The sequence below is a fragment of the Pseudomonas sp. St316 genome, assembly GCF_018325905.1.
Classification (GTDB): domain Bacteria; phylum Pseudomonadota; class Gammaproteobacteria; order Pseudomonadales; family Pseudomonadaceae; genus Aquipseudomonas.
Genome location: NZ_AP021901.1, coordinates 2,821,040 through 2,842,795 on the forward strand (window position 1 = coordinate 2,821,040; position 21,756 = coordinate 2,842,795).

At 60.7% G+C, this 21,756-nt stretch carries 17 protein-coding genes and 1 pseudogene; 5 read left to right on the forward strand and 13 right to left on the reverse strand.

What is annotated here, in order from left to right:
• Positions 1–95: 95 nt before the first annotated feature.
• The 3 genes from KI237_RS12830 to KI237_RS12840 all read right to left on the reverse strand — a co-directional run bounded on the left by KI237_RS12830 (position 96) and on the right by KI237_RS12840 (position 3,390).
• Positions 96–713, reverse strand: coding sequence for a DNA-3-methyladenine glycosylase family protein (locus KI237_RS12830; protein WP_212800120.1), 618 nt, complete (start codon positions 711–713; stop codon positions 96–98).
• Between the two features lie 21 nt (positions 714–734).
• Positions 735–1,817: a bifunctional transcriptional activator/DNA repair enzyme AdaA gene (locus KI237_RS12835; RefSeq protein ID WP_212800121.1), complete on the reverse strand. Its 1,083-nt coding sequence runs from the start codon at positions 1,815–1,817 to the stop codon at positions 735–737.
• Positions 1,818–1,935: 118 nt separating this feature from the next.
• Complete coding sequence (locus KI237_RS12840; RefSeq protein WP_212800122.1) at positions 1,936–3,390, reverse strand: TrkH family potassium uptake protein; 1,455 nt, start codon at positions 3,388–3,390, stop codon at positions 1,936–1,938.
• A 142-nt stretch (positions 3,391–3,532) separates the two neighbouring features.
• On the opposite strand from KI237_RS12840, the gene KI237_RS12845 reads away from it, so the two are divergent.
• Positions 3,533–4,120, forward strand: coding sequence for a LysE family translocator (locus KI237_RS12845; RefSeq protein ID WP_212800123.1), 588 nt, complete (start codon positions 3,533–3,535; stop codon positions 4,118–4,120).
• A gap of 68 nt (positions 4,121–4,188) precedes the next feature.
• On the opposite strand, the gene KI237_RS12850 is transcribed toward KI237_RS12845, so the two are convergent.
• Complete coding sequence (locus tag KI237_RS12850) at positions 4,189–5,013, reverse strand: helix-turn-helix transcriptional regulator (RefSeq protein WP_212800124.1); 825 nt, start codon at positions 5,011–5,013, stop codon at positions 4,189–4,191.
• A gap of 138 nt (positions 5,014–5,151) precedes the next feature.
• On the opposite strand from KI237_RS12850, the gene KI237_RS12855 reads away from it, so the two are divergent.
• Entirely contained in the window at positions 5,152–6,114 is a 963-nt protein-coding gene (locus KI237_RS12855) for a GGDEF domain-containing protein (RefSeq protein WP_212800125.1), read from the forward strand.
• A 316-nt stretch (positions 6,115–6,430) separates the two neighbouring features.
• On the opposite strand, the gene fabI is transcribed toward KI237_RS12855, so the two are convergent.
• The 8 genes and pseudogenes from fabI to gloB form a co-directional block, all read right to left on the reverse strand.
• Positions 6,431–7,225, reverse strand: coding sequence for an enoyl-ACP reductase FabI (gene fabI, locus KI237_RS12860; RefSeq protein WP_090282903.1), 795 nt, complete (start codon positions 7,223–7,225; stop codon positions 6,431–6,433).
• A 19-nt stretch (positions 7,226–7,244) separates the two neighbouring features.
• Entirely contained in the window at positions 7,245–8,855 is a 1,611-nt protein-coding gene (locus tag KI237_RS12865; protein ID WP_212800126.1) for an ABC transporter ATP-binding protein, read from the reverse strand.
• 1 nt (position 8,856) lies between these two features.
• Entirely contained in the window at positions 8,857–9,876 is a 1,020-nt protein-coding gene (locus tag KI237_RS12870; protein WP_046062782.1) for an ABC transporter permease, read from the reverse strand.
• A gap of 1 nt (position 9,877) precedes the next feature.
• The gene (locus tag KI237_RS12875; protein WP_212800127.1) at positions 9,878–10,951 is read right to left on the reverse strand and encodes a microcin C ABC transporter permease YejB; all 1,074 of its coding nucleotides are present in this window, start codon (positions 10,949–10,951) and stop codon (positions 9,878–9,880) included.
• Positions 10,952–10,955: 4 nt separating this feature from the next.
• Positions 10,956–12,809, reverse strand: coding sequence for an extracellular solute-binding protein (locus KI237_RS12880; protein ID WP_212800128.1), 1,854 nt, complete (start codon positions 12,807–12,809; stop codon positions 10,956–10,958).
• Positions 12,806–14,637: pseudogene (locus KI237_RS12885) on the reverse strand (extracellular solute-binding protein). The gene KI237_RS12880 and the pseudogene KI237_RS12885 overlap by 4 nt, the downstream one beginning before the upstream one ends.
• 261 nt (positions 14,638–14,898) lie before the next feature.
• On the reverse strand, positions 14,899–16,347 hold the full coding sequence (locus tag KI237_RS12890) for a transglycosylase SLT domain-containing protein (protein ID WP_212800129.1): 1,449 nt from the start codon (positions 16,345–16,347) through the stop codon (positions 14,899–14,901).
• A gap of 99 nt (positions 16,348–16,446) precedes the next feature.
• A complete protein-coding gene (gene gloB / locus KI237_RS12895) occupies positions 16,447–17,214 on the reverse strand; it encodes a hydroxyacylglutathione hydrolase (protein WP_212800130.1) in 768 nt (255 codons plus the stop codon).
• A 65-nt stretch (positions 17,215–17,279) separates the two neighbouring features.
• Between gloB and KI237_RS12900 the strand changes: the two genes are divergently transcribed.
• Together KI237_RS12900 and rnhA are read left to right on the forward strand one after the other, a co-directional pair.
• Complete coding sequence (locus KI237_RS12900) at positions 17,280–18,038, forward strand: class I SAM-dependent methyltransferase (RefSeq protein ID WP_212800131.1); 759 nt, start codon at positions 17,280–17,282, stop codon at positions 18,036–18,038.
• An 89-nt stretch (positions 18,039–18,127) separates the two neighbouring features.
• Positions 18,128–18,580: a ribonuclease HI gene (gene rnhA, locus KI237_RS12905; RefSeq protein ID WP_212800132.1), complete on the forward strand. Its 453-nt coding sequence runs from the start codon at positions 18,128–18,130 to the stop codon at positions 18,578–18,580.
• 103 nt (positions 18,581–18,683) lie between these two features.
• Here the strand turns inward: rnhA and KI237_RS12910 are convergent, their stop codons facing one another.
• Complete coding sequence (locus KI237_RS12910) at positions 18,684–20,729, reverse strand: patatin-like phospholipase family protein (protein WP_212800133.1); 2,046 nt, start codon at positions 20,727–20,729, stop codon at positions 18,684–18,686.
• A 185-nt stretch (positions 20,730–20,914) separates the two neighbouring features.
• On the opposite strand from KI237_RS12910, the gene dnaQ reads away from it, so the two are divergent.
• Positions 20,915–21,679 carry a DNA polymerase III subunit epsilon gene (gene dnaQ / locus KI237_RS12915; RefSeq protein WP_212800134.1) on the forward strand — a complete coding sequence of 255 codons (765 nt, stop codon included), beginning with the start codon at positions 20,915–20,917 and terminating at the stop codon, positions 21,677–21,679.
• The last annotated feature ends 77 nt before the right edge of the window (positions 21,680–21,756 follow it).

Sequence of the window (21,756 nt, forward strand, 5' to 3'; positions counted from 1 at the left end):
CTCGCTCCCACATTTGAACCTCGGTGCGCACAAGTAATGTATGCACAGAAATCCCCTGTGGGAGCGAGCTCGCTCGCGATGAACGATGACACGGTCTAGCGGCCAGGCACCCGCCACAAATACCACGCCGCCACCGTCCGATAAGGGCTCCATGCCAGGCCTATCTCAACCATCTGCTTGCGGCTGGGCTGTTGCTCCAACCCCTTGAGCCGTCGATAACCCTCGCGTACGCCAAAGTCATCGGCCGGCAAGATGTCTGGTCGCTCCAGGCTGTAGATCAGCAGCATCTCCACGGTCCAGCGCCCGACGCCACGCAGGCTGGTCAGGCGTTCGATCAACGCTTCATCCTCCATCGCCCGCGCAGTGGCGTAATCCGGCACCACCCCGTCCAGTGTCGCCTGGGCGATGCCCTGGATGGTCGCGATTTTGCTGGCGGAAAACCCACAGCCGCGCAGTTGCGCAACGTCTGTCGCCAGGATCTGCCCGGGCTTGGGGAAGGTCTGCGCCGGGAATAGCGCCAGCAACCGACCCAGAATTGCATCGCCGGCCTTGGCGTGCAGTTGCTGGTAGGCAATCGCCCGCACCAAGGCTTCATAGGGATCGCGGGCCGGCTTGGGCTGTAGCAGGCAAGGGCCGATCGCCTCGACGTGACGTCGCCAGTCTTCATCGAGGCTTGCCAGCAAGGCGCTGGCGTCGTGGTAGGGCACAGGCATCAAATGTCCATTCTCCGGGGCTCAAAACGCCAGGGGCAGTGAAACCTGCACCGCGGCTTTTTCCAGTCGCAGCAGAAACGCCTTGCGCGGTTGGCCGCCACCATAACCGGTCAACGAGCCATCCGCACCGATCACCCGGTGGCAGGGAATGACGATGGCCAAGCGATTCTGCCCGTTGGCCAGGCCTACGGCGCGGCTGGCGCCAGGGCTGCCCAAGGCCGTGGCGATGCCACCGTAGCTGCGGGTTTCGCCGTAGGGGATCTTTTGCAGTTGCGCCCAGACTCGCACGGCGAAGGCGCTGCCGGGCATGTGCAGCGGGACGTTGAATGCCGTGAGCTTGCCGGCGAAATAGTCGGCCAGTTCGGTTTCGATCTGTTGCAAATGAGCGTTATGCCCCGGCGCAACGGTGTAGCCGTAGCGTTGCTGCAACTCTTCCAGCTCCTTGGTCAGGGCTGGGCGGTCGAGGAATTCCAGCAGCACCAGGCCTCGTCGTTCGGCCATGGCCAGCATGGGGCCCAACGGTGTCGTCAGGCGGGTGAACAACAAAGGTTCGCTGAGAGCGGCGCGACCCGGTGTGATGTGGAAGGATTTCACGAAGGCGTCACGAAAACCGCTCAATGACTCATAACCGGAGTCGAACGCGGCATTGTCGATGGAGCTGCCGTTCTTGATGCCGCCCAGGGCGATGCCCAGGCGGCGGGTACGCAGGTAGGCGTGAAAGGTCATGCCGAAATGTTGCTTGAACCAGCGGCGCAATTTCAGCGGTTCAATGCCTTGCTCCAATAGCAGGGCGTCGGTCCAGCGCAGGTCGGGTTCGGCGTCCACGGCTTTGAGCAGGGCCTGGATCCAGTCTGGCGCGATGGCGGCGGCGTCCAGCGGTTTGCAGCGCAGGCAGGCCCGATACCCGGCCGACATGGCTTCGTCGGCATGGGCGAAGAACTCCACGTTTTCCGGCTTCGGCTTGCGCGCGGTGCAACTGGGGCGACAGAAAATGCCGGTGGTCTTGACCGCAGTGAAGAACACCCCCTCGTAGGCGGTGTCTCGTTCGAGCATGGCGCGGACCATCTCGGCATGGGGCGGGAGCAGCGAGTCGTGTAGGTTCATGGGGCTGAGCATAGAACCGTGCCCGGAACGACTCCACCGGAAAATCGACAGTGAATTTCAAGCCGCCATGCCTGATCGAGGTGTCGCGGCTTGTTGGTCGGTCAGTCAGGCCAAGCGCTCAATACTTCCAGAACACCGGCGTGAACAACACCAGCACCGTCAGGATTTCCAGTCGCCCCAGCAGCATGCCAATGGTCAGTAGCCACTTCGCCGCGTCCGGCAAGGTCGAGAAGTTGCCGGCGGGGCCGATGATCGTGCCCAGCCCGGGCCCCACGTTGCACACGGCGGTGGCCGCGCCAGTCAAGGCGGTTGTCCAGTCCAGGCCGATCAGCGCCAGGCCCAGGGCGATGGCGCCAATGGTGATGGTGAAGAAAAACGAAAACGTCAGCAGCGAGCGGACGATTTCTTCGTCGATGGGGTGGTTGTTGTATTTTTTCCGGATCACCGCCCGGGGGTGGATCAGTTGTTTCAAACTGCCCATCAGCAGCGCCCCGGCGACTTGAAAGCGAAAGATTTTCAACCCGCCGGCCGTGGATCCCGAGCAACCGCCGACGAACGTCAAATAGAAGAACAGCAACAAGGCAAAGCTGCCCCATAGGGTGTAGTCACCCAGCGCCACGCCCGTGGTGGTGACCACTGACGTCACGTTGACGGCCACGATACGGACCGCGTCCCACCAGCCATAGTCGCTGTTCAGGCTCAGCCAGGTCCCCACGATGAGCCAAGTGATGACCAGGAACCCGACGAATCCCCTGACTTGCTGGTCCTTGAATAATGCGAGTTTGTGGCCGCGCAAGGTGGCGACATACAAAGTGAACGGCAGTGCACCGGCCATCATGATCACCACCGACACCCAGTGAATGGCTGGTTGGGGCCAATGACCCAGGGAGGCATCCGACGTGGAAAAGCCGCCCGTGGAAATCAACGACATCGCATGGTTGATTGCTTCGAAGGGCGTCATGCCGGCCAACCACAAGGCCAGGGTGGCGAGGGCGGTCAATCCGATGTAGATCCACAGGATGTAGTTCGCCGCGACATGGGAGCGCGGCGTGACTTTCTCCGACCAGTCCGACGACTCGGTCTGGAACAACCGCATGCCGCCGACCCGCAGCAAGGGCAGGATCGCCACCGCCATGCCGATGAAGCCGATCCCGCCGAGCCAGTGCAGCATCGAGCGCCAGATCAACAGGCCGGGGGAAGCGGTGTCCAGGCCGGTCAGGATGGTCGAGCCGGTGGTGGTGATGCCGGACATGGTCTCGAAAAAGGCATCGGTATAGCTGATGTGCTGGATGAATACCATGGGCAGGGCGGCGAAGGTGCAGACGATGACCCAACTGGCGGTGGTCAGTAGGTACATGTCCCGTGGACGCATCTGGGTGAGTGCCGGGCGACCGCGGGCCACCAGCGCAATGCCGCAGACGAAGGTGATCAGGCTCGACCACAAGAACGCCGAGAGATCATCGTTGCGCCCGTACATCACCAGCGTCAAAAGCGGGATTGCCATGCTGGCGGCCAGGGTGATCAGGAAAATACCGAGGATGAAACCGATGAACCGCACTACCGCAATGGACATAGAACACGCCTGAATGAATAAGCCGCACAGTATTGTTTTTGTGGGAGGGGATAAACATCCCCCTTAGGCAGTTTTGTTCAATACCGCCCGCGATTGGCAATCTACCTTGATCGCCACCTCACAGATATGAAGAAGGTATGCGATGAGTCTGATTCTTTCCATGGCGGCGTTTGCCTTGGTCGCCTCCATTACACCGGGCCCGGTCAATATCGTCGCCCTCAGTTCCGGGGCCAGGTACGGATTTCGTGCCACGTTGCGCCATGTCGTCGGCGCAACCCTCGGGTTTGTGCTGTTGCTGGTGTTGATGGGGCTGGGGTTGCACGAGTTGTTGCAGCGTTGGCCAGGGTTGACCCGAGTGGTGCAACTGGGCGGCGTGGCGTTCCTGTTGTTCATGGCCTGGAAACTGGTGATGGATAACGGGCACCTGGGCGGCGAGGACGAGGGACGGGCGCCCTCGATGTTCTATGGCGCGCTGATGCAATGGCTCAATCCCAAGGCCTGGCTGGCCTGCGTGGCGGGGATGGGGGCCTTCGTGGCCGATGGCGAGGCGCGGCTGGTGTGGCAGTTTGCGGCGATCTACCTGGTGATCTGCTACGTTTCGGTGGGCTGCTGGGCCTATGCCGGGAGTTTCCTGCGCACGTGGCTGGGTAATCCGGCGACCATGCGTCTTTTCAACCGAGCGATGGCGGTATTGCTGGTGCTCAGTGCCGTGTATCTGCTGTGGTCTTGAGAACAGAGCACATCCTGTGGCGAGGGGATAAATCCCCTCGCCACAGGATTTCGTGTGATCCCCCCACTTCAGCCGCGATATTGTCCGGGCGTGGCCGCCAGGTGTTGCTTGAAGGCACGCTGGAAATGCGCCTGGTCGGCAAACCCGCTGTCCAGCGCCACGTCGGCGATCAGCTTGCCTTCGCGCAATTGGCGGCGGGCAAACTGGATCCGGCGGTTGACCAGGAAGGCGTGGGGCGTCATCCCGTAATGGCGCTTGAATGCTCGGCTCAGGTAGGACGGCGACAGTTGCGCGGCCGCGCAAATGTCTTGCAGCTTCAAGGCTTCGCTGCAATGGTCGTGGATAAACTGTGCCGCACGCATCAGGCTTGGATGGCTGCCCCGGTCCGGGCGACCGGCAGGGTTGAGCCGTTGTTGCAGGTCAATGAAAAATGCCTCGGCGGCGGCGTGCTTGTTGTCAGGGGCGAGTTGATCGTCCACCAGTTGCTCATACAGCCTTCCCAACGCAGCGAACAGCTCCACGTCGCGGCTGTGGGTGGTGGCGAAGCCTTGGAAATCCAGGCTTTCGTCAAAGCCGATACGGCGCTGCAAGTCCCTGAGCCACTGGGTGTCGACGTACAACATCAGGTAGGACCACGGCTGATCGTCGATCGGGTTGCACGCATGGACGTCGCCGGGGTTCATCAGCACCACCGTGCCGCTTTCCACCTGGAATTTCGATCGTTCGTGAATGTAGGTGCTGCGCCCGGCGGTGATCGCGCCGATGGAAAAGTGGTCATGGGAATGGCGCGAATAGCAGACCTTGCGCCCATCGTCGATGGCCCGGGCTTCGATGAAGGGCAGGGCCGCGTCGCGCCAGAAGCGTGGGGCGGCGTCATGGGGGGCGTGCTTCATCGGTCAGCGTCCTCGTCTTGAACCTGAGTGGCAGTGTATTAGCCCTGGCCGGTAAATGCCCATCGGATTTAGCCCGTTCGGTTTGAAGGGCTGGGGGCCTGGGCTAGACTCCATGAAGTCCCGCCAATGGAGTTTCCGATGCTTGCGCCACGCAAACCGGACGACGAAGCCGCTCGTCTCAAGAATCTGCACTCGCTCAAGCTGCTTGATACCGCACCCGAAGAGCGGTTTGACCGCCTGACCCGCCTTGCCCGACGCCTGTTTGACGTGCCCATCGCGCTGGTGTCGCTGGTGGACGCCAACCGGCAGTGGTTCAAGTCCAGCGCCGGTCTGGACGCCAGCGAAACCACGCGGGAAATTTCCTTCTGTGGGCATGCGATTTTGCAGGATCAGATCCTGGAGATCTGCGACGCGGAACAGGACGAACGCTTCCACGACAACCCAATGGTCACGGACAAGCCTGGCATTCGCTTCTACGCGGGACATCCGCTGGGGCTGGGCGATGGCAGCATGCTTGGCACGTTGTGCCTGCTGGACACCAAGCCGCGCAAGCTCAATGACGAAGAGCGCGAACTGTTGCGCGACCTGGCACGCATGGCCGAGCAGGAAATGGTCGCGGTGCAGATGGCGAGCATGGACGAGTTGACGCTGCTGTCCAATCGGCGTGGATTCAGGACGTTGGCCCAGCATGCGCTGAATGTGTGTGATCGCTTGTCGCGTCCGGCGACGCTGCTGTTCTTCGACCTCAACGACTTCAAGCCGATCAATGACCGTTATGGGCACGCCGAGGGCGACAACGCGCTGAAAACCTTCGCTGATGTGCTGCGTATCGCCTTTCGCGAAAGTGATGTGATCGGCCGCTTCGGCGGTGATGAGTTCGTGGCGCTGCTCACCGGTTCTTCCCATGTCGAGATCGCGGCAATCATGGCGCGACTCCAGGAAATCCTCGATGAGCGCAACGCGATGTTGCAGCGTGGCTATGACATTCGTTTCAGTGTCGGCCAGATCGAGTACGACGCCCAGCGTCATCAGACAATCGACAACCTGCTGGCTGACGCGGATGCGGCGATGTATGCGCAGAAGCAGGTGCTTCGCAACTAGCACAGGCTGATCCCTGTGGGAGCGAGCTTGCTCGCGATAGCGTCAGCCCAGTCAACATCGCGGCAAGCTGACCCACCGCTTTCGCGAGCAAGCTCGCTCCCACAGGGGATTTATGTTGGTCGAAAAGCCGAGGCTCGGCACCCATCTATGTGGGAGCGAGCTTGCTCGCGAAGGCGTCGGCACAGGCAATATCAAGCCAGCAGACCCACCGCCATCGCGAGCAGGCTCGCTCCCACAGGGGATTTGCAGTGAGCATAAAAACGCCGCTTGCCCTTTCCAGGACAAGCGGCGTTTTTACACAGGGTGCGGGTGAAGATTACTCTTCGATGTTGCCCATGGCGGTGGTGTTGAAGCCGCCGTCCACGTACATGATTTCACCGCTGATGCCCGATGCCAGGTCCGAGCACAGGAAGGCGCCGGCGTTGCCGACTTCGTCGATGGTGACGTTGCGACGAAGCGGAGTTTGTGCTTCGTTAGCGGCCAGCATCTTGCGGAAGTTCTTGATGCCAGAGGCGGCGAGGGTGCGGATCGGACCTGCCGATACGCAGTTGACGCGGGTGCCATCCGGGCCCAGGGAGCCAGCCAGGTAGCGTACACCGGCTTCCAGGGAAGCCTTGGCCATGCCCATGACGTTGTAGTTCGGCATGGTGCGCTCGGCGCCCAGGTACGACAGGGTCAGCAGGCTGCCGTTGCGGCCTTTCATCATTTCGCGACCAGCCTTGGCCAGGGCCACGAAGCTGTAGGCGCTGATGTCGTGGGCAATGCGGAAACCTTCACGGGTGGTGGCTTCGGTGAAGTCGCCGTCCAGTTGGTCGCCCGGGGCGAAGCCCACGGAGTGCACGATGCAGTCCAGGCCGTCCCACTTCTTGCTCAGTTCTTCGAAGACCTTGGCGATTTCTTCATCGCTGGCCACGTCGCACGGGAAGCACAGCTCAGGGCTCGAACCCCAGCCTTGCGCGAACTCTTCGACACGACCTTTCAGTTTGTCGTTCTGATAAGTGAAGGCAAGCTCAGCGCCCTCGCGATGCATGGCGGCGGCGATGCCGGATGCGATGGACAGCTTGCTGGCGACACCGACGATCAGTACGCGCTTACCGGCGAGAAAACCCATGTGTTGCTCCTCTTTCAGGTTATTCGGCAGTTGTTGGGGCCAGGAAGGCGGCCTCCAGCAACTGCTGTGTATAGGGGTGCTGCGGCGCGGCGAATATGCTGCGGGCATCACCTTGTTCGACCACTTGGCCATGCTTGACCACCATCAACTGGTGGCTCAGCGCTTTGACGACAGCCAGGTCATGGCTGATAAACAGGTACGTCAGGTTGTACTTGGTTTGCAACGACCGCAACAGCTCCACCACTTGGCGTTGCACGGTACGGTCCAGGGCCGACGTCGGTTCATCCAGCAGAATCAACGCCGGCTTGAGCACCAGGGCCCGGGCAATGGCGATACGCTGCCGTTGCCCTCCGGAAAATTCATGGGGGTAGCGGTTCCGGGTTTCCGGGTCCAGGCCTACCTCCTTCAATGCCGCGATTATCGCTTGTTCCTGTTCGGCTTCGGTGCCGATCTTGTGGATCCGCAGGCCTTCGCCGACGATCTGGCTCACACACATCCGTGGGCTCAGGCTACCGAACGGGTCCTGAAACACCACTTGCATCTCCCGGCGTAGCGGCCGGACTTGTTGCTGTGTCAGGCTGTCCAACTGCTTGCCTTCGAAGCGGATCCCGCCCTGGCTGCCGATCAACCGCAGGATTGCCAGCCCCAGGGTGGATTTGCCCGAACCGCTTTCGCCGACGATGCCCAGGGTCTGGCCCTGGGGCAGGCTGAAGCGGATCCCGTCCACGGCCTTGATGTAGTCTACCGTGCGCTTGAACAGGCCTTTCTTGATCGGGAACCAGACTTTCAGGTCCTCGACCTGCAACAGCGGCGGTCCGACGACGTTGTTCGCCGGGGTACCGCTGGGTTCGGCGCCGAGCAGTTCCCGAGTGTACGGATGCTGCGGTGCGCGGAACAACTCTTCGCACGATGCCTGTTCGACGATGCAACCGCGCTGCATGACACATACGCGATGCGCAATTCTTCGTACCAGGTTCAAATCATGGCTGATCAGCAGCAGCGACATGCCCAATCGCGCCTGCAATTGCTTGAGCAATTGGAGGATTTTCAGCTGGACGGTGACGTCCAGCGCGGTGGTCGGTTCGTCGGCGATCAGCAGTTCCGGCTCGTTGGCCAGGGCCATGGCGATCATCACCCGCTGACGCTGGCCGCCAGACAACTCGTGGGGCAGGGCCTTGAGGCGCTTGTGGGGCTCGGGGATGCCGACCAGCTCCAGCAACTCAAGGGTCCGGCGGGTCGCGACTTTACCGCTCAGGCCCTTGTGAATGCCGAGCACTTCATTGATCTGTTTTTCAATGGAGTGCAGCGGGTTGAGGGACGTCATCGGCTCCTGGAAAATCATCGCGATCCGGTTGCCGCGGATATGACGGATGGTTTTTTCCTTCAGACCCAGCAAATCCTGGCCGGCGTACTGGATGGTCCCCGTGGGGTGATGGGCCAGCGGGTAAGGCAGCAACCGCAGGATCGAGTGGGCGGTGACTGATTTGCCCGAGCCGCTTTCACCCACCAGGGCCAGGGTTTCACCGCGCTTGATATCGAAGCTGACGCCCTCGACCACGCGCTGGCGGCGTTCGCCGACAATGAACTCCACCGCCAGGTCACGCACTTCGATCAGATTATCCTGGTTCATTTCACTTCCTCGGATCGAAGGCATCGCGAGCGGACTCGCCGATGAATACCAACAGGCTCAACATCAGGGCCAGCACGGCGAACGCGCTGATGCCCAACCACGGCGCCTGGAGGTTGGATTTGCCCTGGGCCACCAGCTCACCCAGGGACGGCGCGCCGGGCGGCAGGCCAAAGCCGAGGAAATCCAGGGCGGTGAGGGTGCCGATGGCGCCGGTGAGGATGAACGGCATGAAGGTCATGGTCGAGACCATGGCGTTGGGCAGAATGTGGCGGAACATGATCGCCCCGTTCTGCATGCCCAGCGCCCGGGCGGCGCGCACGTATTCCAGGTTGCGCCCGCGCAGGAATTCGGCACGGACCACGTCCACCAGGCTCATCCAGGAAAACAGCAACATGATGCCCAGCAGCCACCAGAAGTTGGGCTGCACGAAACTGGCCAGGATGATCAGCAGGTACAGCACCGGCAACCCGGACCAGATTTCCAGGAAACGTTGGCCGGCCAGGTCCACCCAACCGCCATAGAAGCCCTGCAGGGCGCCGGCGATCACGCCGATGATCGAACTGAGCACGGTCAGCGTCAGGGCAAACAGTACCGAGATGCGGAAGCCATAGATGACCCGGGCCAGGACATCGCGCCCCTGGTCGTCAGTGCCCAGCCAGTTCACGGAGGAGGGGGGCGCCGGGGCCGGGACCTTCAGGTCGTAGTTGATGCTCTGGTAGCTGAACGGAATCGGTGCCCACAGCACCCAGGCGTCCTTGGCCGCCAGCAGTTCGCGGATATAGGGGCTCTTGTAGTTGGCTTCCAGCGGGAATTCGCCGCCGAACGTGGTTTCCGGGTAGCGCTTGAGGGCCGGGAAGTACCAGCCGTCGTCGTAATGCACCACCAGCGGCTTGTCGTTGGCGATCAACTCGGCGCCCAGGCTCAGCCCGAACAGGATCAGGAACAGCCACAGCGACCACCAGCCACGCTTGTTGGCCTTGAACAATTCGAAGCGGCGGCGATTGAGAGGGGACAGGTTCATCTCAATGCTCCCGGCTTTCGAAGTCGATGCGCGGATCGACAAAGGTGTAGGTCAAGTCGCCGATCAGTTTCACCACCAGCCCCAGCAAGGTGAAGATGAACAGGGTGCCGAACACCACCGGGTAGTCGCGGTTGATGGCCGCTTCGAAACTCATCAGGCCCAGGCCGTCGAGGGAGAAGATCACTTCCACCAGCAGCGAGCCGGTAAAGAAAATGCCGATGAATGCCGAAGGGAAGCCGGCGATCACCAGCAGCATGGCGTTGCGGAATACGTGGCCGTAGAGCACCCGATGGCGGGTCAGGCCCTTGGCCTTGGCGGTGACCACGTATTGCTTGTTGATTTCATCGAGGAAGCTGTTCTTGGTCAGCAGGGTCATGGTGGCGAAGTTACCGATCACCAGGGCGGTCACGGGCAAGGCCAGGTGCCAGAAGTAATCGAGGATCTTGCCGCCCATGCTCAATTCGTCGAAGTTGTTGGAGGTCAGCCCACGCAACGGGAACCAGTCGAAATAGCTGCCGCCGGCAAACACCACGATCAGCAGGATGGCGAACAGAAATGACGGGATCGCGTAGCCGACGATGATGGCCGAGCTGGTCCAGACATCGAAATGGCTGCCGTGCCGCGTGGCCTTGGCGATCCCCAGCGGGATCGACACCAGGTACATGATCAGCGTGCTCCACAACCCGAGGGAGATGGACACCGGCATCTTTTCCTTGATCAGGTCGATGACCTTGGCGTCGCGGAAGAAACTGTCGCCGAAGTCCAGGTGGGCGTAGTTCTTGATCATGATCCACAGGCGTTCGGGGGCCGACTTGTCAAAGCCGTACATGTGCTCGATTTCCTTGACCAGTCCCGGGTCCAGGCCTTGGGCGCCGCGATAGGAGGAACCGGCCACCGACACTTCGGCACCGCCACCGGCGATACGGCTGGTGGCGCCCTCGAACCCTTCGAGCTTGGCGATCATCTGTTCCACCGGCCCGCCGGGCGCGGCCTGGATGATGACGAAGTTGATCAGCAGAATGCCGAACAGGGTCGGGATGATCAGCAGCAGTCGCCGAAAAATATAAGCCAGCATTTCGTTACTCCACGCTCGCAGGGGCGGCGATTTGCTGCTCGATGACCTGCTTCTCTACTTCATCGGCCGGCTTGACCTCCGGCTTGACCCACCAGGTGGTGGTGCCGATGTCATAGGTCGGCGTGATTTTCGGATGGCCGATGTGGTTCCAGTAGGCCACGCGCCAAGTCTTGATGTGCCAGTTCGGGATCACGTAGTAGCCCCATTGCAGAACCCGGTCCAGCGCACGGGCGTGGGCCACCAGGTTCTTGCGCGAGTCGGCGTTGATCAGTTGTTCCACCAACTGGTCAACGGCCGGATCTTTCAGGCCCATGGTGTTGCGGCTGCCGGGTTTGTCGGCGGCGGCCGACATCCAGAACTCGCGTTGTTCGTTACCCGGCGAACTGGATTGCGGGAAGCTGCCCACCACCAGGTCGAAGTCCCGGGAGCGTACGCGGTTGATGTATTGGGACACGTCCACGCGGCGGATCACCAGGTCGATGCCCAGGTCGCTCAGGTTGCGCTTGAACGGCAGCAGCACCCGTTCGAACTCGGTCTGGGCCAGCAGGAACTCCAGCACCACCGGTTTGCCCTGGGCATCGACCATCTTGTCGTCGACGATGCGCCAGCCGGCTTCTTGCAGCAATTGGTAGGCCTTGCGCTGCTGGTCGCGGATCATGCCGCTGCCGTCGCACATCGACGGCTGGAAGGCGTCAGTGAAGACCTGCTCGGGAATCTTGCCGCGCAGGGGCTCGAGAATCTTCAGCTCGTCGTCGCCGGGCAGGCCGGTGGCGGCCATTTCCGAATTCTCGAAATAGCTGCGGGTGCGGGCGTAGGCACCGTTGAACAGCTGCTTGTTGGTCCACTCGAAGTCCAGCAGCAGGCTCAAGGCCTTGCGCACCCGTACGTCCTGGAAGATCGGCCGGCGCAGGTTGTAGACAAAGCCCTGCATGCCGGTGGGGTTGCCGTTGGGGATCTGTTCCTTGATCAATCGGCCTTCGGTAACGGCCGGGATGTTGTAGGCATTGGCCCAGTTCTTGGCGGTCATTTCCAGCCAGAAATCGAACTGCCCGGCTTTCAATGCCTCGACCGCGACGGTGTTGTCGCGGTAGTAGTCGGTGGTCAGCATGTCGAAATTGTAGAAACCGCGATTGACCGGCAGATCCTTGCCCCAGTAGTCCTTCACCCGTTCATAGCGGATCGAGCGACCGGCCTTCACTTCAGCGACCTTGTAGGGGCCGCTGCCCAAGGGAATCTCCAGGTTGCCCTTGCTGAAGTCGCGCTCGGCCCACCAGTGTTTCGGCAAGACCGGCAATTGGCCGAGGATCAACGGCAGTTCGCGATTATTGGTGTGCTTGAATTTGAACAGGACTTTGAGCGGGTCTTCGGCGATGACTTCGGCGACGTCGTTGTAATAGCCGCGAAACATCGGCGCGCCGTCCTTGGTCAGGGTCTGGAAGCTGAAGACCACGTCTTCGGCGCGCACCGGATGACCATCGTTGAAACGGGCTTCGGGACGCAGGTAAAAGCGCACCCAGCCATTGTCCGGGGCTTTCTCGATTCTTTCGGCGATCAGGCCATATTCGGTGAAAGGCTCGTCCAGGCCCTGTTTGGCCAGGGTGTCGTAGATCAGGCCGATGTCATCGGCGGGCACGCCTTTGCTGATGAACGGGTTGAGGCTGTCGAAGCCACCGAAACCGCCCTGGCGGAACACACCGCCCTTGGGCGCGTCCGGGTTGACGTAGTCGAAATGCTTGAAGTCGGCCGGGTATTTCGGTGGCTCGTTGTACAGCGTCACGGCATGCTGCGGCGCGGCACAGGCCAGCCCTGCGAATAACAGGCTGCTGGCCTGCAGGAGCAGGGCGCGTAAAGGCTTCATTGATCTTTCTCCGAAGATTTCAGCCACCATGCGCTCAGGCCCAGGGTGTAGGGCGGCGTGGTGACGAAGGCGAACCGGTTGCGGTACGCCAGGCGATGATAATTGAGATACCAGTTGGGAATGCAGTAATGCTGCCACAGCAGCACGCGATCCAGGGCCTTTCCGGCGGCGACCTGTTCGTCGCGGGTCTGGGCGGCGAGCAGCTTTTCCAGCAGATGGTCGACCACTGGGTTGGCGATCCCGGCGTAGTTCTTGCTGCCCTTGATCCCGACTTGGCTGGAGTGGAAGTATTGCCATTGCTCAAGTCCCGGGCTGAGGGTCTGGTTCAAGGTCAGCAGGATCATGTCGAAGTCGAATTGGTCCAGGCGCTGCTTGTACTGGGCACGGTCCACCGTGCGCAGCCGGGCCTGGATGCCGATGCTGGCGAGGTTCTCGACGTAGGGCTGCAGGATGCGCTCAAGGTTCGGGTTCACCAGCAGGATTTCGAAGCTCAGGGGCTGGCTGTCGGCGTTCAGCAGGCGCTGGCCGTTGAGGCTCCAACCGGCTTCCTTCAATAACCCCAAGGCTTTGCGCAGGGTTTCCGGGGAATGCCGCGACCGTCGGTCGTGGGCAAGCTGAAGGGGTCGGTGAGCAGCTTGGGCGGCAATTGTTCGCGGTACGGCTTGAGCAGCAGCCATTCATGGCCCACCGGCAGGCCGGTGGCGGAAAACTCGCTGTTGGGGTAGTAACTGAGGGTGCGCTTGTAGGCGCCGCTGAACAGGGTGCGGTTGGTCCACTCGAAATCGAACATCAACCCCAGGGCTTCCCGTACCTTGACCTCGGCAAACGTGCCGCGCCGGGTGTTCATGAACAGGCCTTGGGTCTGGGTCGGGATCTGGTGGGGAATCTGCGCCTTGATCACGTCGCCGCGCTTGATCGCCGGAAAGTCATAGCCGTTGGTCCAGTTCTTGGCCTGGTGTTCGATGTAGATGTCGAACTCACCGGCCTTGAAGGCTTCGAAGGCCACTTCGCTGTCACGATAGAACTCTACGTCCATGCGGTCGACGTTGTACTTGCCGCGATTGACCGGCAGGTCCTTGCCCCAGTAATCCTTGACCCGCTCGAACACCAATTGGCGGCCAGGCTGCACTTTGGTGATGCGATAAGGCCCGCTGCCCAGGGGCGGTTCGAAGGTCGTCGCCTTGAAATCGCGGCCTTTCCAGTAATGCTGGGGCAGCACCGGCAGTTCCCCCAGGCGCAGGATCAGCAGCGGATTGCCCGCGCGCTTGAAGACAAAGCGGATTCTCAGCGGGTTGAGAATGTCGACCCGTAGCACTTCCTGCAAGTTGGTGCGGTATTGCGGGTGGCCTTCCTTGAGCAGCGTCCTGTAGGAGAACGCCACGTCATAGGCGGTGATGGGCACGCCATCGTGGAACCGCGCTTCGGGGCGCAGGTTGAACACCACCCAGCTGCGGTCTTCGCTGTATTCCACCGATTGGGCGATCAGGCCGTAGCTGGACGTCGGTTCATCACCGGACGGTGCGTACTGGCCAGTGCCGACCATCAGCGGCTCGTTCAGCTCATTGATGCCGTATTGCAGGAAATTGGGCGTGGAAACCGGGCTGCTGCCCTTGAACGTGTAGGGATTGAGGGTATCGAAGGTGCCAAATGCCATGACCCGCAAGACTCCGCCCTTGGGCGCTTGCGGGTTGACCCAGTCGAAGTGGGTGAACTTGGCCGGGTACTTGAGCGTGCCGAACTGCGCATAGCCATGGCTTTCGCTGATGGCTGCGCTGGCGGGAGAGCTCAAGGCCAGGCTGATCAGGAGCAAGAGGAGGGGACGTATCAAGTCTGAGATCCGATCCAGGCGGCTTGGGCTTATATGGCCTGTACAGTAACAGCTTGTATCGGCAGGAAAAAGGCGGGGCTTGTGTAGGCAGCGATACATCGGCAGCAGGCTGTTGTGGCGAGGGGATTTATCCCCGTTGGGCTGCGAAGCAACCCCTTGGATCAATCTGATTCAGCGCGTCGTCAGGTTCGAGGGGCGCTTCACGCCCCAGCGGGGATAAATCCCCTCGCCACAACAAGCGCCTCGCCAAAGCCTGCGTGATCAGTGCGGGGAGTAGACCGTCAGCATCTGCCCTGGCTTGAGTGCCTTGCCCATCCGCGGGTTCCAGCGCTTGAGGTGCTGCATTTCCACGTTGAAGCGCTTGGCGACGACGTACAGCGAATCACCTTGCTTGACCTTGTATTGGGTCTGCTTGTTCTGATCCTTGCTATTGGCGGCCACCACGGTGCTGATGCGCTTGCCATTGGCCTTGCTGGCCTTGGCGTCCTGCATCACCAGGGTCTGGCCGACCTTGAGATTGCTGCCGCTGAGTTTGTTCCAGCGTTGCAGGTCTTTGGTCTGGACGTTGTTTGCCTTGGCGATCTGGGCCAGGTTCTCGCCGCGCTTGACGCGGTAGGTGCGCCTGGCGCCTTCCACTTCGCTGTCGTCGACGTTCTCGAAGACCGGTTTGAGCGAACGCTGGCTGATCAGCTCTTCCGGGCGCATGGTCGACAGGCTGGCGGTCAGCAACTGGGCCTTGGAGGTGGGTACCAGCAGGTGCTGGGGGCCGTCGATGGTGGTGCGCTGCTTGAACGCCGGGTTGAGCTGGAACAGCTCGTCTTCGTCGATGTTGGCCACCGCCGCGACCTTGGACAGGTCCATGCGCTGGTTGATCTCGACAACCTGGAAATAGGGTTCGTTGGCGATTGGGTTGAGGTTCACGCCATAGGCCTCGGGCGAGAGCACCACCTGGGACAGCGCCAGCAACTTCGGCACATAGGCCTGGGTTTCGCTGGGCAGCGGCAGGTTCCAGTAGTCGGTGGGCAGGCCAAGCTTCTCGTTGCGCTCGATGGCGCGGCTGACCGTGCCTTCGCCGGCATTGTAGGCCGCCAGTGCCAGCAACCAGTCGCCGTTGAACATGTCGTGCAGGCGTGTCAGGTAGTCCAGGGCGGCGGTGGTGGAGGCGGTGATATCGCGACGCCCGTCATAGAAGCGGGTCTGGCGCAGGTTGAAGTAACGCCCCGTGGACGGGATGAATTGCCATAGGCCCACTGCGTTGGCCCGGGAATAGGCCATGGGGTTGTAGGCACTCTCGATCACCGGCAGCAACGCCAGCTCCAGCGGCATGTTGCGCTCTTCGAGGCGTTCGACGATGTAATGGATGTACAGGCTGCCGCGTTCGCCGGCGCTTTCCATGACCGAAGGGTTGCTGGCGAACCACAGTCGCTGTTGCTCGATGCGCGGGTTGACGCCGGCTGTTTCCTGCAGTTGGAAACCTTGGCGCATGCGCTCCCAGACGTCCTGGGGCACTTGGGGGCTGGGTTTCTCAGTGAGCCATACCGGCTTCTGTTTGGCGCGAGCGGCGATATTGGGCGTGTGCGCCGCGTCGGTCTGCGGTAGCTGGCTCGTGCTCTGGCAGCCCGCCAATGTGGCGGACACGGCCACCGCGATGGCTTGAGCCAAGCGGGTCAATGTGTCTGACTGGACGGACCTGCGTATAGATGACGACATTGGCTGGAAGTAAGTTCCGGGCAAAAATGTCGGCCGATTCTAGGAAGCGCACCCCAACAGGTCAACCTTTCAGAATTTTTGTATCAATCGATAGCTGCCTTAGAACGTATCTTTCCAAGCCCTCAAGGCCGCAAAAACCTCACTCGGCGTCTGGTTTCGCTGGCCGTTCCGTTCGTCTGCTTTTTGTTTAACGGATGTTTCAGTCGTGCGCAGGAACGGATTGGTGAGTTTTTCCAGGGCCAGGGTCGAGGGCAGCGTCATGATGCCTTCGCTGCGTTGGTGGCTGACTTTTTCCAGGCGGGCGGCGATGTCCGGGTTGCCGGGTTCCACGGCGGCCGCGAACTTCAGATTGCTGAGGGTATATTCATGGGTGCAGTAGACCAGCGTATCTTCAGGCAGGGCGGCGAGGCGACCGAGCGACTGGTGCATTTGCGCAGGCGTGCCTTCGAAGAGCCGGCCGCAACCGGCGGCGAACAGGGTGTCGCCACAGAACAGCAGGCCATGGTGGTAATAGGCGATGTGCCCCAGGGTATGGCCCGGCACGGCGTAGACATCAAAGTCCCAGCCGAGCACGCTGATCTTGTCGTTGTCATGCAGGGCCTTGTCCCGCGCCGGGATGTTTTCACTGGCCGGCCCATGGACGGTGGCGTTCGTCGCATTCTTCAGCGCCTGGACGCCGCCGACATGATCATGGTGATGGTGGGTGATCAAGATGTCGCTCAGGACCCAGCCCGGATGGGCCTCGAGCCACGCCTGCACCGGTGCGGCGTCACCTGGGTCGACCACGGCGCAGCGCTGGGTGGCGTGGTCCTGTAACAACCAGATGTAGTTATCGGTGAATGCGGGCAGGGCACTGATCTGTATCATCGTGGAATTCGCCAAGCGGAAAACAAAGGCGCATCTTAGAACTTCCTGACGCGTTGGAGAATGCAATGACCGATGAAGCGTTCGCTCAGGCTGATCCTGACTGGCTGGCGTTGATCAGCGCCGCCCGTGAATGGCTGTCCGGCCCTGTCGGGCAATTTTTGCTGGAAGAAGAACGGCGCATGCTCGAAGACGAGTTGGGCCGGTTCTTCGGCGGCTATCTGGTGCACTACGGCCCCTCGGCGCAAACGCCGCCGTCGGCGCCGCAAGTCCAGCGCAACGTGCGCTTGGGGGCGCCGTTGCCCGGGGTGGAAATCGTCTGCGAGGAGCAGGCCTGGCCGCTGAGCGAACATGCCGCCGACGTGGTAGTCATGCAGCACGGCCTGGATTTCTGCCTGTCGCCCCACGGTTTGTTGCGTGAAGCCGCCAGCAGCGTGCGCCCCGGCGGGCACCTGGTGATCATCGGTATCAACCCCTGGAGCGCTTGGGGCTTGCGTCATGTGTTTGCCCACGACGCCTTGCGCCAGGCCCGTTGCATCTCGGCGTCGAGGGTCGGCGACTGGCTCAACCTGCTGGGCTTTGCGCTGGAGAAACGCCGCTTCGGGTGCTATCGTCCGCCGCTTGCGTCGCCCAAGTGGCAGGCGCGCCTGGCTGGCTGGGAGCGCAAGGCCGGTGATTGGCAGCTGTCCGGTGGTGGTTTCTACCTGCTGGTGGCACGCAAGATCGCGGTCGGGCTGCGCCCGGTACGCCAGGCGCGACGCGAGCCGATGGGCAAGCTGATTCCCTTGCCAATGGCCAAGGTCAATCGTCGCCACATCGAGCCGTAATCTTTTTCGATGGTTCTTGCCGGTATTGGGCTGCGGATGTTGTCGGGCCCGATCGGCGGGCCTTTGCATTTTTTTCTGGATAGATTGGCATGAGCGATAGCGTAGAACTCTTCACTGATGGTGCCTGCAAGGGCAACCCCGGTCCGGGCGGCTGGGGCGCATTGCTGGTGTGCAAGGGCGTGGAGAAGGAGCTCTGGGGCGGTGAAGCCAATACCACCAACAATCGCATGGAGCTGATGGGTGCCATCCGTGGCCTGGAAGAACTCAAGCGGTCCTGCGATGTGCTCCTGGTGACCGACTCGCAGTACGTCATGAAAGGCATCAACGAGTGGATGGCCAACTGGAAGAAGCGCGGCTGGAAGACGGCGGCGAAGGAACCGGTAAAAAACGCCGACCTCTGGAAGCTGCTGGATGAACAGGTCAACCGCCACAACGTCACCTGGAAATGGGTGCGCGGCCACATCGGCCACCACGGCAACGAACGGGCCGACCAGTTGGCCAATCGTGGGGTCGATGAGGTGCGGGGCTACAAGCAGGGCTGATCTGGATATAGCTCCGGTGCCATCTTCCAAACAGAACTACGCCAGCTTTCGCAGGCTGGCGTGGTTCACTTCCATGTAGGGTGAAGGCTGGCAGTCAATCGTCTCAGAAGCCTGTCATGTCAATGAAAGTGCTGGTTTTTGGCTTCCAAGATATGAATGGCCTTCCAGCCGGGCCTTGTTCCGAGAGCGTTATCCTGCGGCCAATGTCATAACCCAGTGCTCGATGACCATTGACTTGTGTTCTGGGGTAATTAATGTCTTGGGTCGCGACCTGTGGAAAACGGTCACATTCGCCAAGCCATTGATGTTCGCATGCAGATAATCCCTGTTGGTAGAGCCAGACCGCTTCGCAGGAGAAATCATTGTCGCCATCGCAGTTCGACAACCTGTCACTCCAGTGTGGGTTTGGCGGCATTGCCTCATCCTGGGTCGACAGTTTGACGTACAAGACCCGGATCCGGTTTTCGGGTGTGCAGCCTTGGTCAGGACAGATATCGAAACGGAAGAATGGATCGGATTTGACGAAGTTGAATCCGACATCTTTTCGGGTAAATGTCTCACAGGCATCGGAGTCGAGAAATTTATCAGGAACGGTGGCCGCGCCTTCTACCTTGTAGAATTTCAGTCCTTCTTCCTTGCCCAAATGGCATCGCAAGCGTTGCAAGGCGTCAAATACCGCCATTCGTTGGTCGCCTTGGCTGGTCGCCTCGTGTTCTGCGTCAATCGTGATGATGTTTTTGACTCGCCTTTTCACCAGGGAATAGAGCCCGAGATTTTCCGAGTGTCCACCATCGCTCAGGTAAACCGAGTCTCGAGTCTCGTCATATTTCTGGTTGGCAGTAAAGTAGAAGGGGAACGGCAGGGCTTTGTGCCATGCACGAGTGACCGGCTCAACCCTGGGATTTGCCACGTACCGGCCGAGTGAAAGATTCAAGGCGTCAGCAAATGCGTCTAGTGGCACGTAGACCAAGGGCAGGTCGGATAATTTAAGGGCGTCGACAGCGGCTCCTGACATCATGACGGCTTCGGAGAGTCTGGGGGCTTGAGCCGGGTAACAAGGCACCCCGTAGGTTTTCCTGTTTTTGTTGTCTTGGTAGTCGCAGTACCCAAACGCGGTATTGCCGTAGGCCAGCGGCGAAAATTCATAAACGACGCTCGCAAGGTCAGAGTTGAAACCCGCGAAGTCCGCTGTGCGCAGCCATTCGACGTTTCCGCCGTAAGCCGCGGTCGTGTTAACGATGAAAAACGGTATCTCACCTCGTTTTGCCGCGTCCGCCAATTCGCCGTAACTGGGGGGCGCGTCTTTTAACGTTGAGTGCCAGTCGGTTGGATAGGCCGCAAATGTTCGATCGATCCCTTGCTGGTATGCCGATTCCCAAGGGTTCAGATTGACCTGCCACCTGAAGATGCCGTTTGCGATGATATTGAGCGGAACGGAAGGGACCCAGAGCGCCGTACGCCCGGCCATTTCAGCAAAATAGCTGCTCTGGTCGATAAAGGCGCCGTAATACGAATCCTGTGTCTTGGTGATCAGGTAGCTGTTGTTTTCAATGTAAGTCTGGAACCGCCTGCTAGTTTGATCTGCATCGTTGGGGCGCGCCATGGGTTCGATGTCCTGGCTATCCCTCACGGCCTTGTAGACGTAATAGCTTTTGAACAACTCGTCGGAAGGGACGATTTGTGCCGGGTAGTGTTTGGCTCCAAAAAGCTGGTGAGTGAGCCATAAGTTGGCATAACTGCCGCCTGATACAGACGAGACTATATCGATCTTGTCGAGTATTCCCTGTTTTTGCAGGCCTGCAAGAACCCCGATGGAAAATGTCGCGGAGCGCATCCCGCCGCCAGAAAGCGAAAGTCCGAGCTCCGGGCGATAGTCGGCAATTTCCTGTCCGGTGCAAGGGGCGCCGGTGACATTGGGTGGCGTCTGGAGCTGTTGGCGATACGAGCGCAGGTGGCAATTTTCGGCCGCCCTCAGCGCAGCGCTTCTTTCCTCATGGCGTGCGGGGTCGGGTTGCTCGCCGTCGGTACGGCCGAGATCGGGCTTATCGTCCACCGATGCGCAACCGGATAGTAACGCAAGGGTGAACGTCGCCCATTTCGTTGCACCAGAGCCGAGTTTTTTTTCATGGGGTTGAGGGATGTGATACATGTCACGCTCCTTATGATATCTGGCGTTGTGCAGCAGTCAGTGGCATGAGGCTAGCATTTGGATGGCTTAGTGCTATTGCGTGCATATATTCAATTGCAATAGCCGGATCTCGGGAAATCCCTTGGCGAAGAGAGCGTGTTAACATCCGCCCCTTTGCAAGCATGCCCGCTGAGAGCTGAACACTGATGGCCAACAGATCTGTAGTACTGGATACCGAAACCACCGGCATGCCGGTGACCGATGGTCACCGGATTATTGAAATCGGTTGTGTCGAGCTGATCGGCCGGCGCCTGACCGGTCGCCACTTCCACGTTTACCTGCAACCGGATCGCGAAAGTGACGAGGGCGCCATTGGCGTGCACGGCATCACCAACGAGTTTTTGGTGGGTAAGCCGCGTTTCGCCGAAGTGGCCGATGAGTTCTTCGAATTCATCCAGGGCGCGCAGTTGATCATCCACAACGCGGCGTTCGACGTTGGGTTCATCAACAACGAATTCGCCCTGATGGGCCAGCACGACCGAGCTGACATTACCCGGCACTGCACCATCCTCGATACCCTGATGATGGCCCGGGAACGTCACCCTGGGCAACGCAACAGCCTCGATGCCTTGTGCAAGCGCTATGGCGTCGACAACTCCGGTCGTGAACTGCACGGCGCCTTGCTCGACTCCGAGATCCTGGCCGACGTCTACCTGACCATGACCGGTGGCCAGACCAGCCTGTCCCTGGCTGGTAACGCCTCGGACGGCAACGGTACCGGCGAAGGCTCCGGCAACCAGGCCACGGAGATCCGGCGTTTGCCCGCTGACCGCCAGCCGGCGCGGATTATCCGCGCCAGCGAAAGCGACCTGGCCGAACATGCCGCGCGTCTGGAAGCCATCGCCAAGTCCGCAGGTGCTCCGGCATTGTGGACGCAGTTGGTCGAATCGCAGGCCGCCACGCACGGATGAGACCCCTCCTGTGGGCGCGAGCTTGCTCGCGATGACGGCGGCACATTCAGCATTGATGCAGGCTGAACTACCGCAAT

What these genes read in the sequence shown, in the direction of transcription:
- KI237_RS12830 (WP_212800120.1), bottom strand. Translation starts at nt 713, where the DNA reads ATGCCTGTGCCCTACCACGACGCCAGCGCCTTGCTGGCAAGCCTCGAT.
- KI237_RS12835 (WP_212800121.1), bottom strand. Translation starts at nt 1,817, where the DNA reads ATGAACCTACACGACTCGCTGCTCCCGCCCCATGCCGAGATGGTCCGC.
- KI237_RS12840 (WP_212800122.1), bottom strand. Translation starts at nt 3,390, where the DNA reads ATGTCCATTGCGGTAGTGCGGTTCATCGGTTTCATCCTCGGTATTTTC.
- KI237_RS12845 (WP_212800123.1), top strand. Translation starts at nt 3,533, where the DNA reads ATGAGTCTGATTCTTTCCATGGCGGCGTTTGCCTTGGTCGCCTCCATT.
- KI237_RS12850 (WP_212800124.1), bottom strand. Translation starts at nt 5,013, where the DNA reads ATGAAGCACGCCCCCCATGACGCCGCCCCACGCTTCTGGCGCGACGCG.
- KI237_RS12855 (WP_212800125.1), top strand. Translation starts at nt 5,152, where the DNA reads ATGCTTGCGCCACGCAAACCGGACGACGAAGCCGCTCGTCTCAAGAAT.
- fabI (WP_090282903.1), bottom strand. Translation starts at nt 7,225, where the DNA reads ATGGGTTTTCTCGCCGGTAAGCGCGTACTGATCGTCGGTGTCGCCAGC.
- KI237_RS12865 (WP_212800126.1), bottom strand. Translation starts at nt 8,855, where the DNA reads ATGAACCAGGATAATCTGATCGAAGTGCGTGACCTGGCGGTGGAGTTC.
- KI237_RS12870 (WP_046062782.1), bottom strand. Translation starts at nt 9,876, where the DNA reads ATGAACCTGTCCCCTCTCAATCGCCGCCGCTTCGAATTGTTCAAGGCC.
- KI237_RS12875 (WP_212800127.1), bottom strand. Translation starts at nt 10,951, where the DNA reads ATGCTGGCTTATATTTTTCGGCGACTGCTGCTGATCATCCCGACCCTG.
- KI237_RS12880 (WP_212800128.1), bottom strand. Translation starts at nt 12,809, where the DNA reads ATGAAGCCTTTACGCGCCCTGCTCCTGCAGGCCAGCAGCCTGTTATTC.
- KI237_RS12890 (WP_212800129.1), bottom strand. Translation starts at nt 16,347, where the DNA reads ATGTCGTCATCTATACGCAGGTCCGTCCAGTCAGACACATTGACCCGC.
- gloB (WP_212800130.1), bottom strand. Translation starts at nt 17,214, where the DNA reads ATGATACAGATCAGTGCCCTGCCCGCATTCACCGATAACTACATCTGG.
- KI237_RS12900 (WP_212800131.1), top strand. Translation starts at nt 17,280, where the DNA reads ATGACCGATGAAGCGTTCGCTCAGGCTGATCCTGACTGGCTGGCGTTG.
- rnhA (WP_212800132.1), top strand. Translation starts at nt 18,128, where the DNA reads ATGAGCGATAGCGTAGAACTCTTCACTGATGGTGCCTGCAAGGGCAAC.
- KI237_RS12910 (WP_212800133.1), bottom strand. Translation starts at nt 20,729, where the DNA reads ATGTATCACATCCCTCAACCCCATGAAAAAAAACTCGGCTCTGGTGCA.
- dnaQ (WP_212800134.1), top strand. Translation starts at nt 20,915, where the DNA reads ATGGCCAACAGATCTGTAGTACTGGATACCGAAACCACCGGCATGCCG.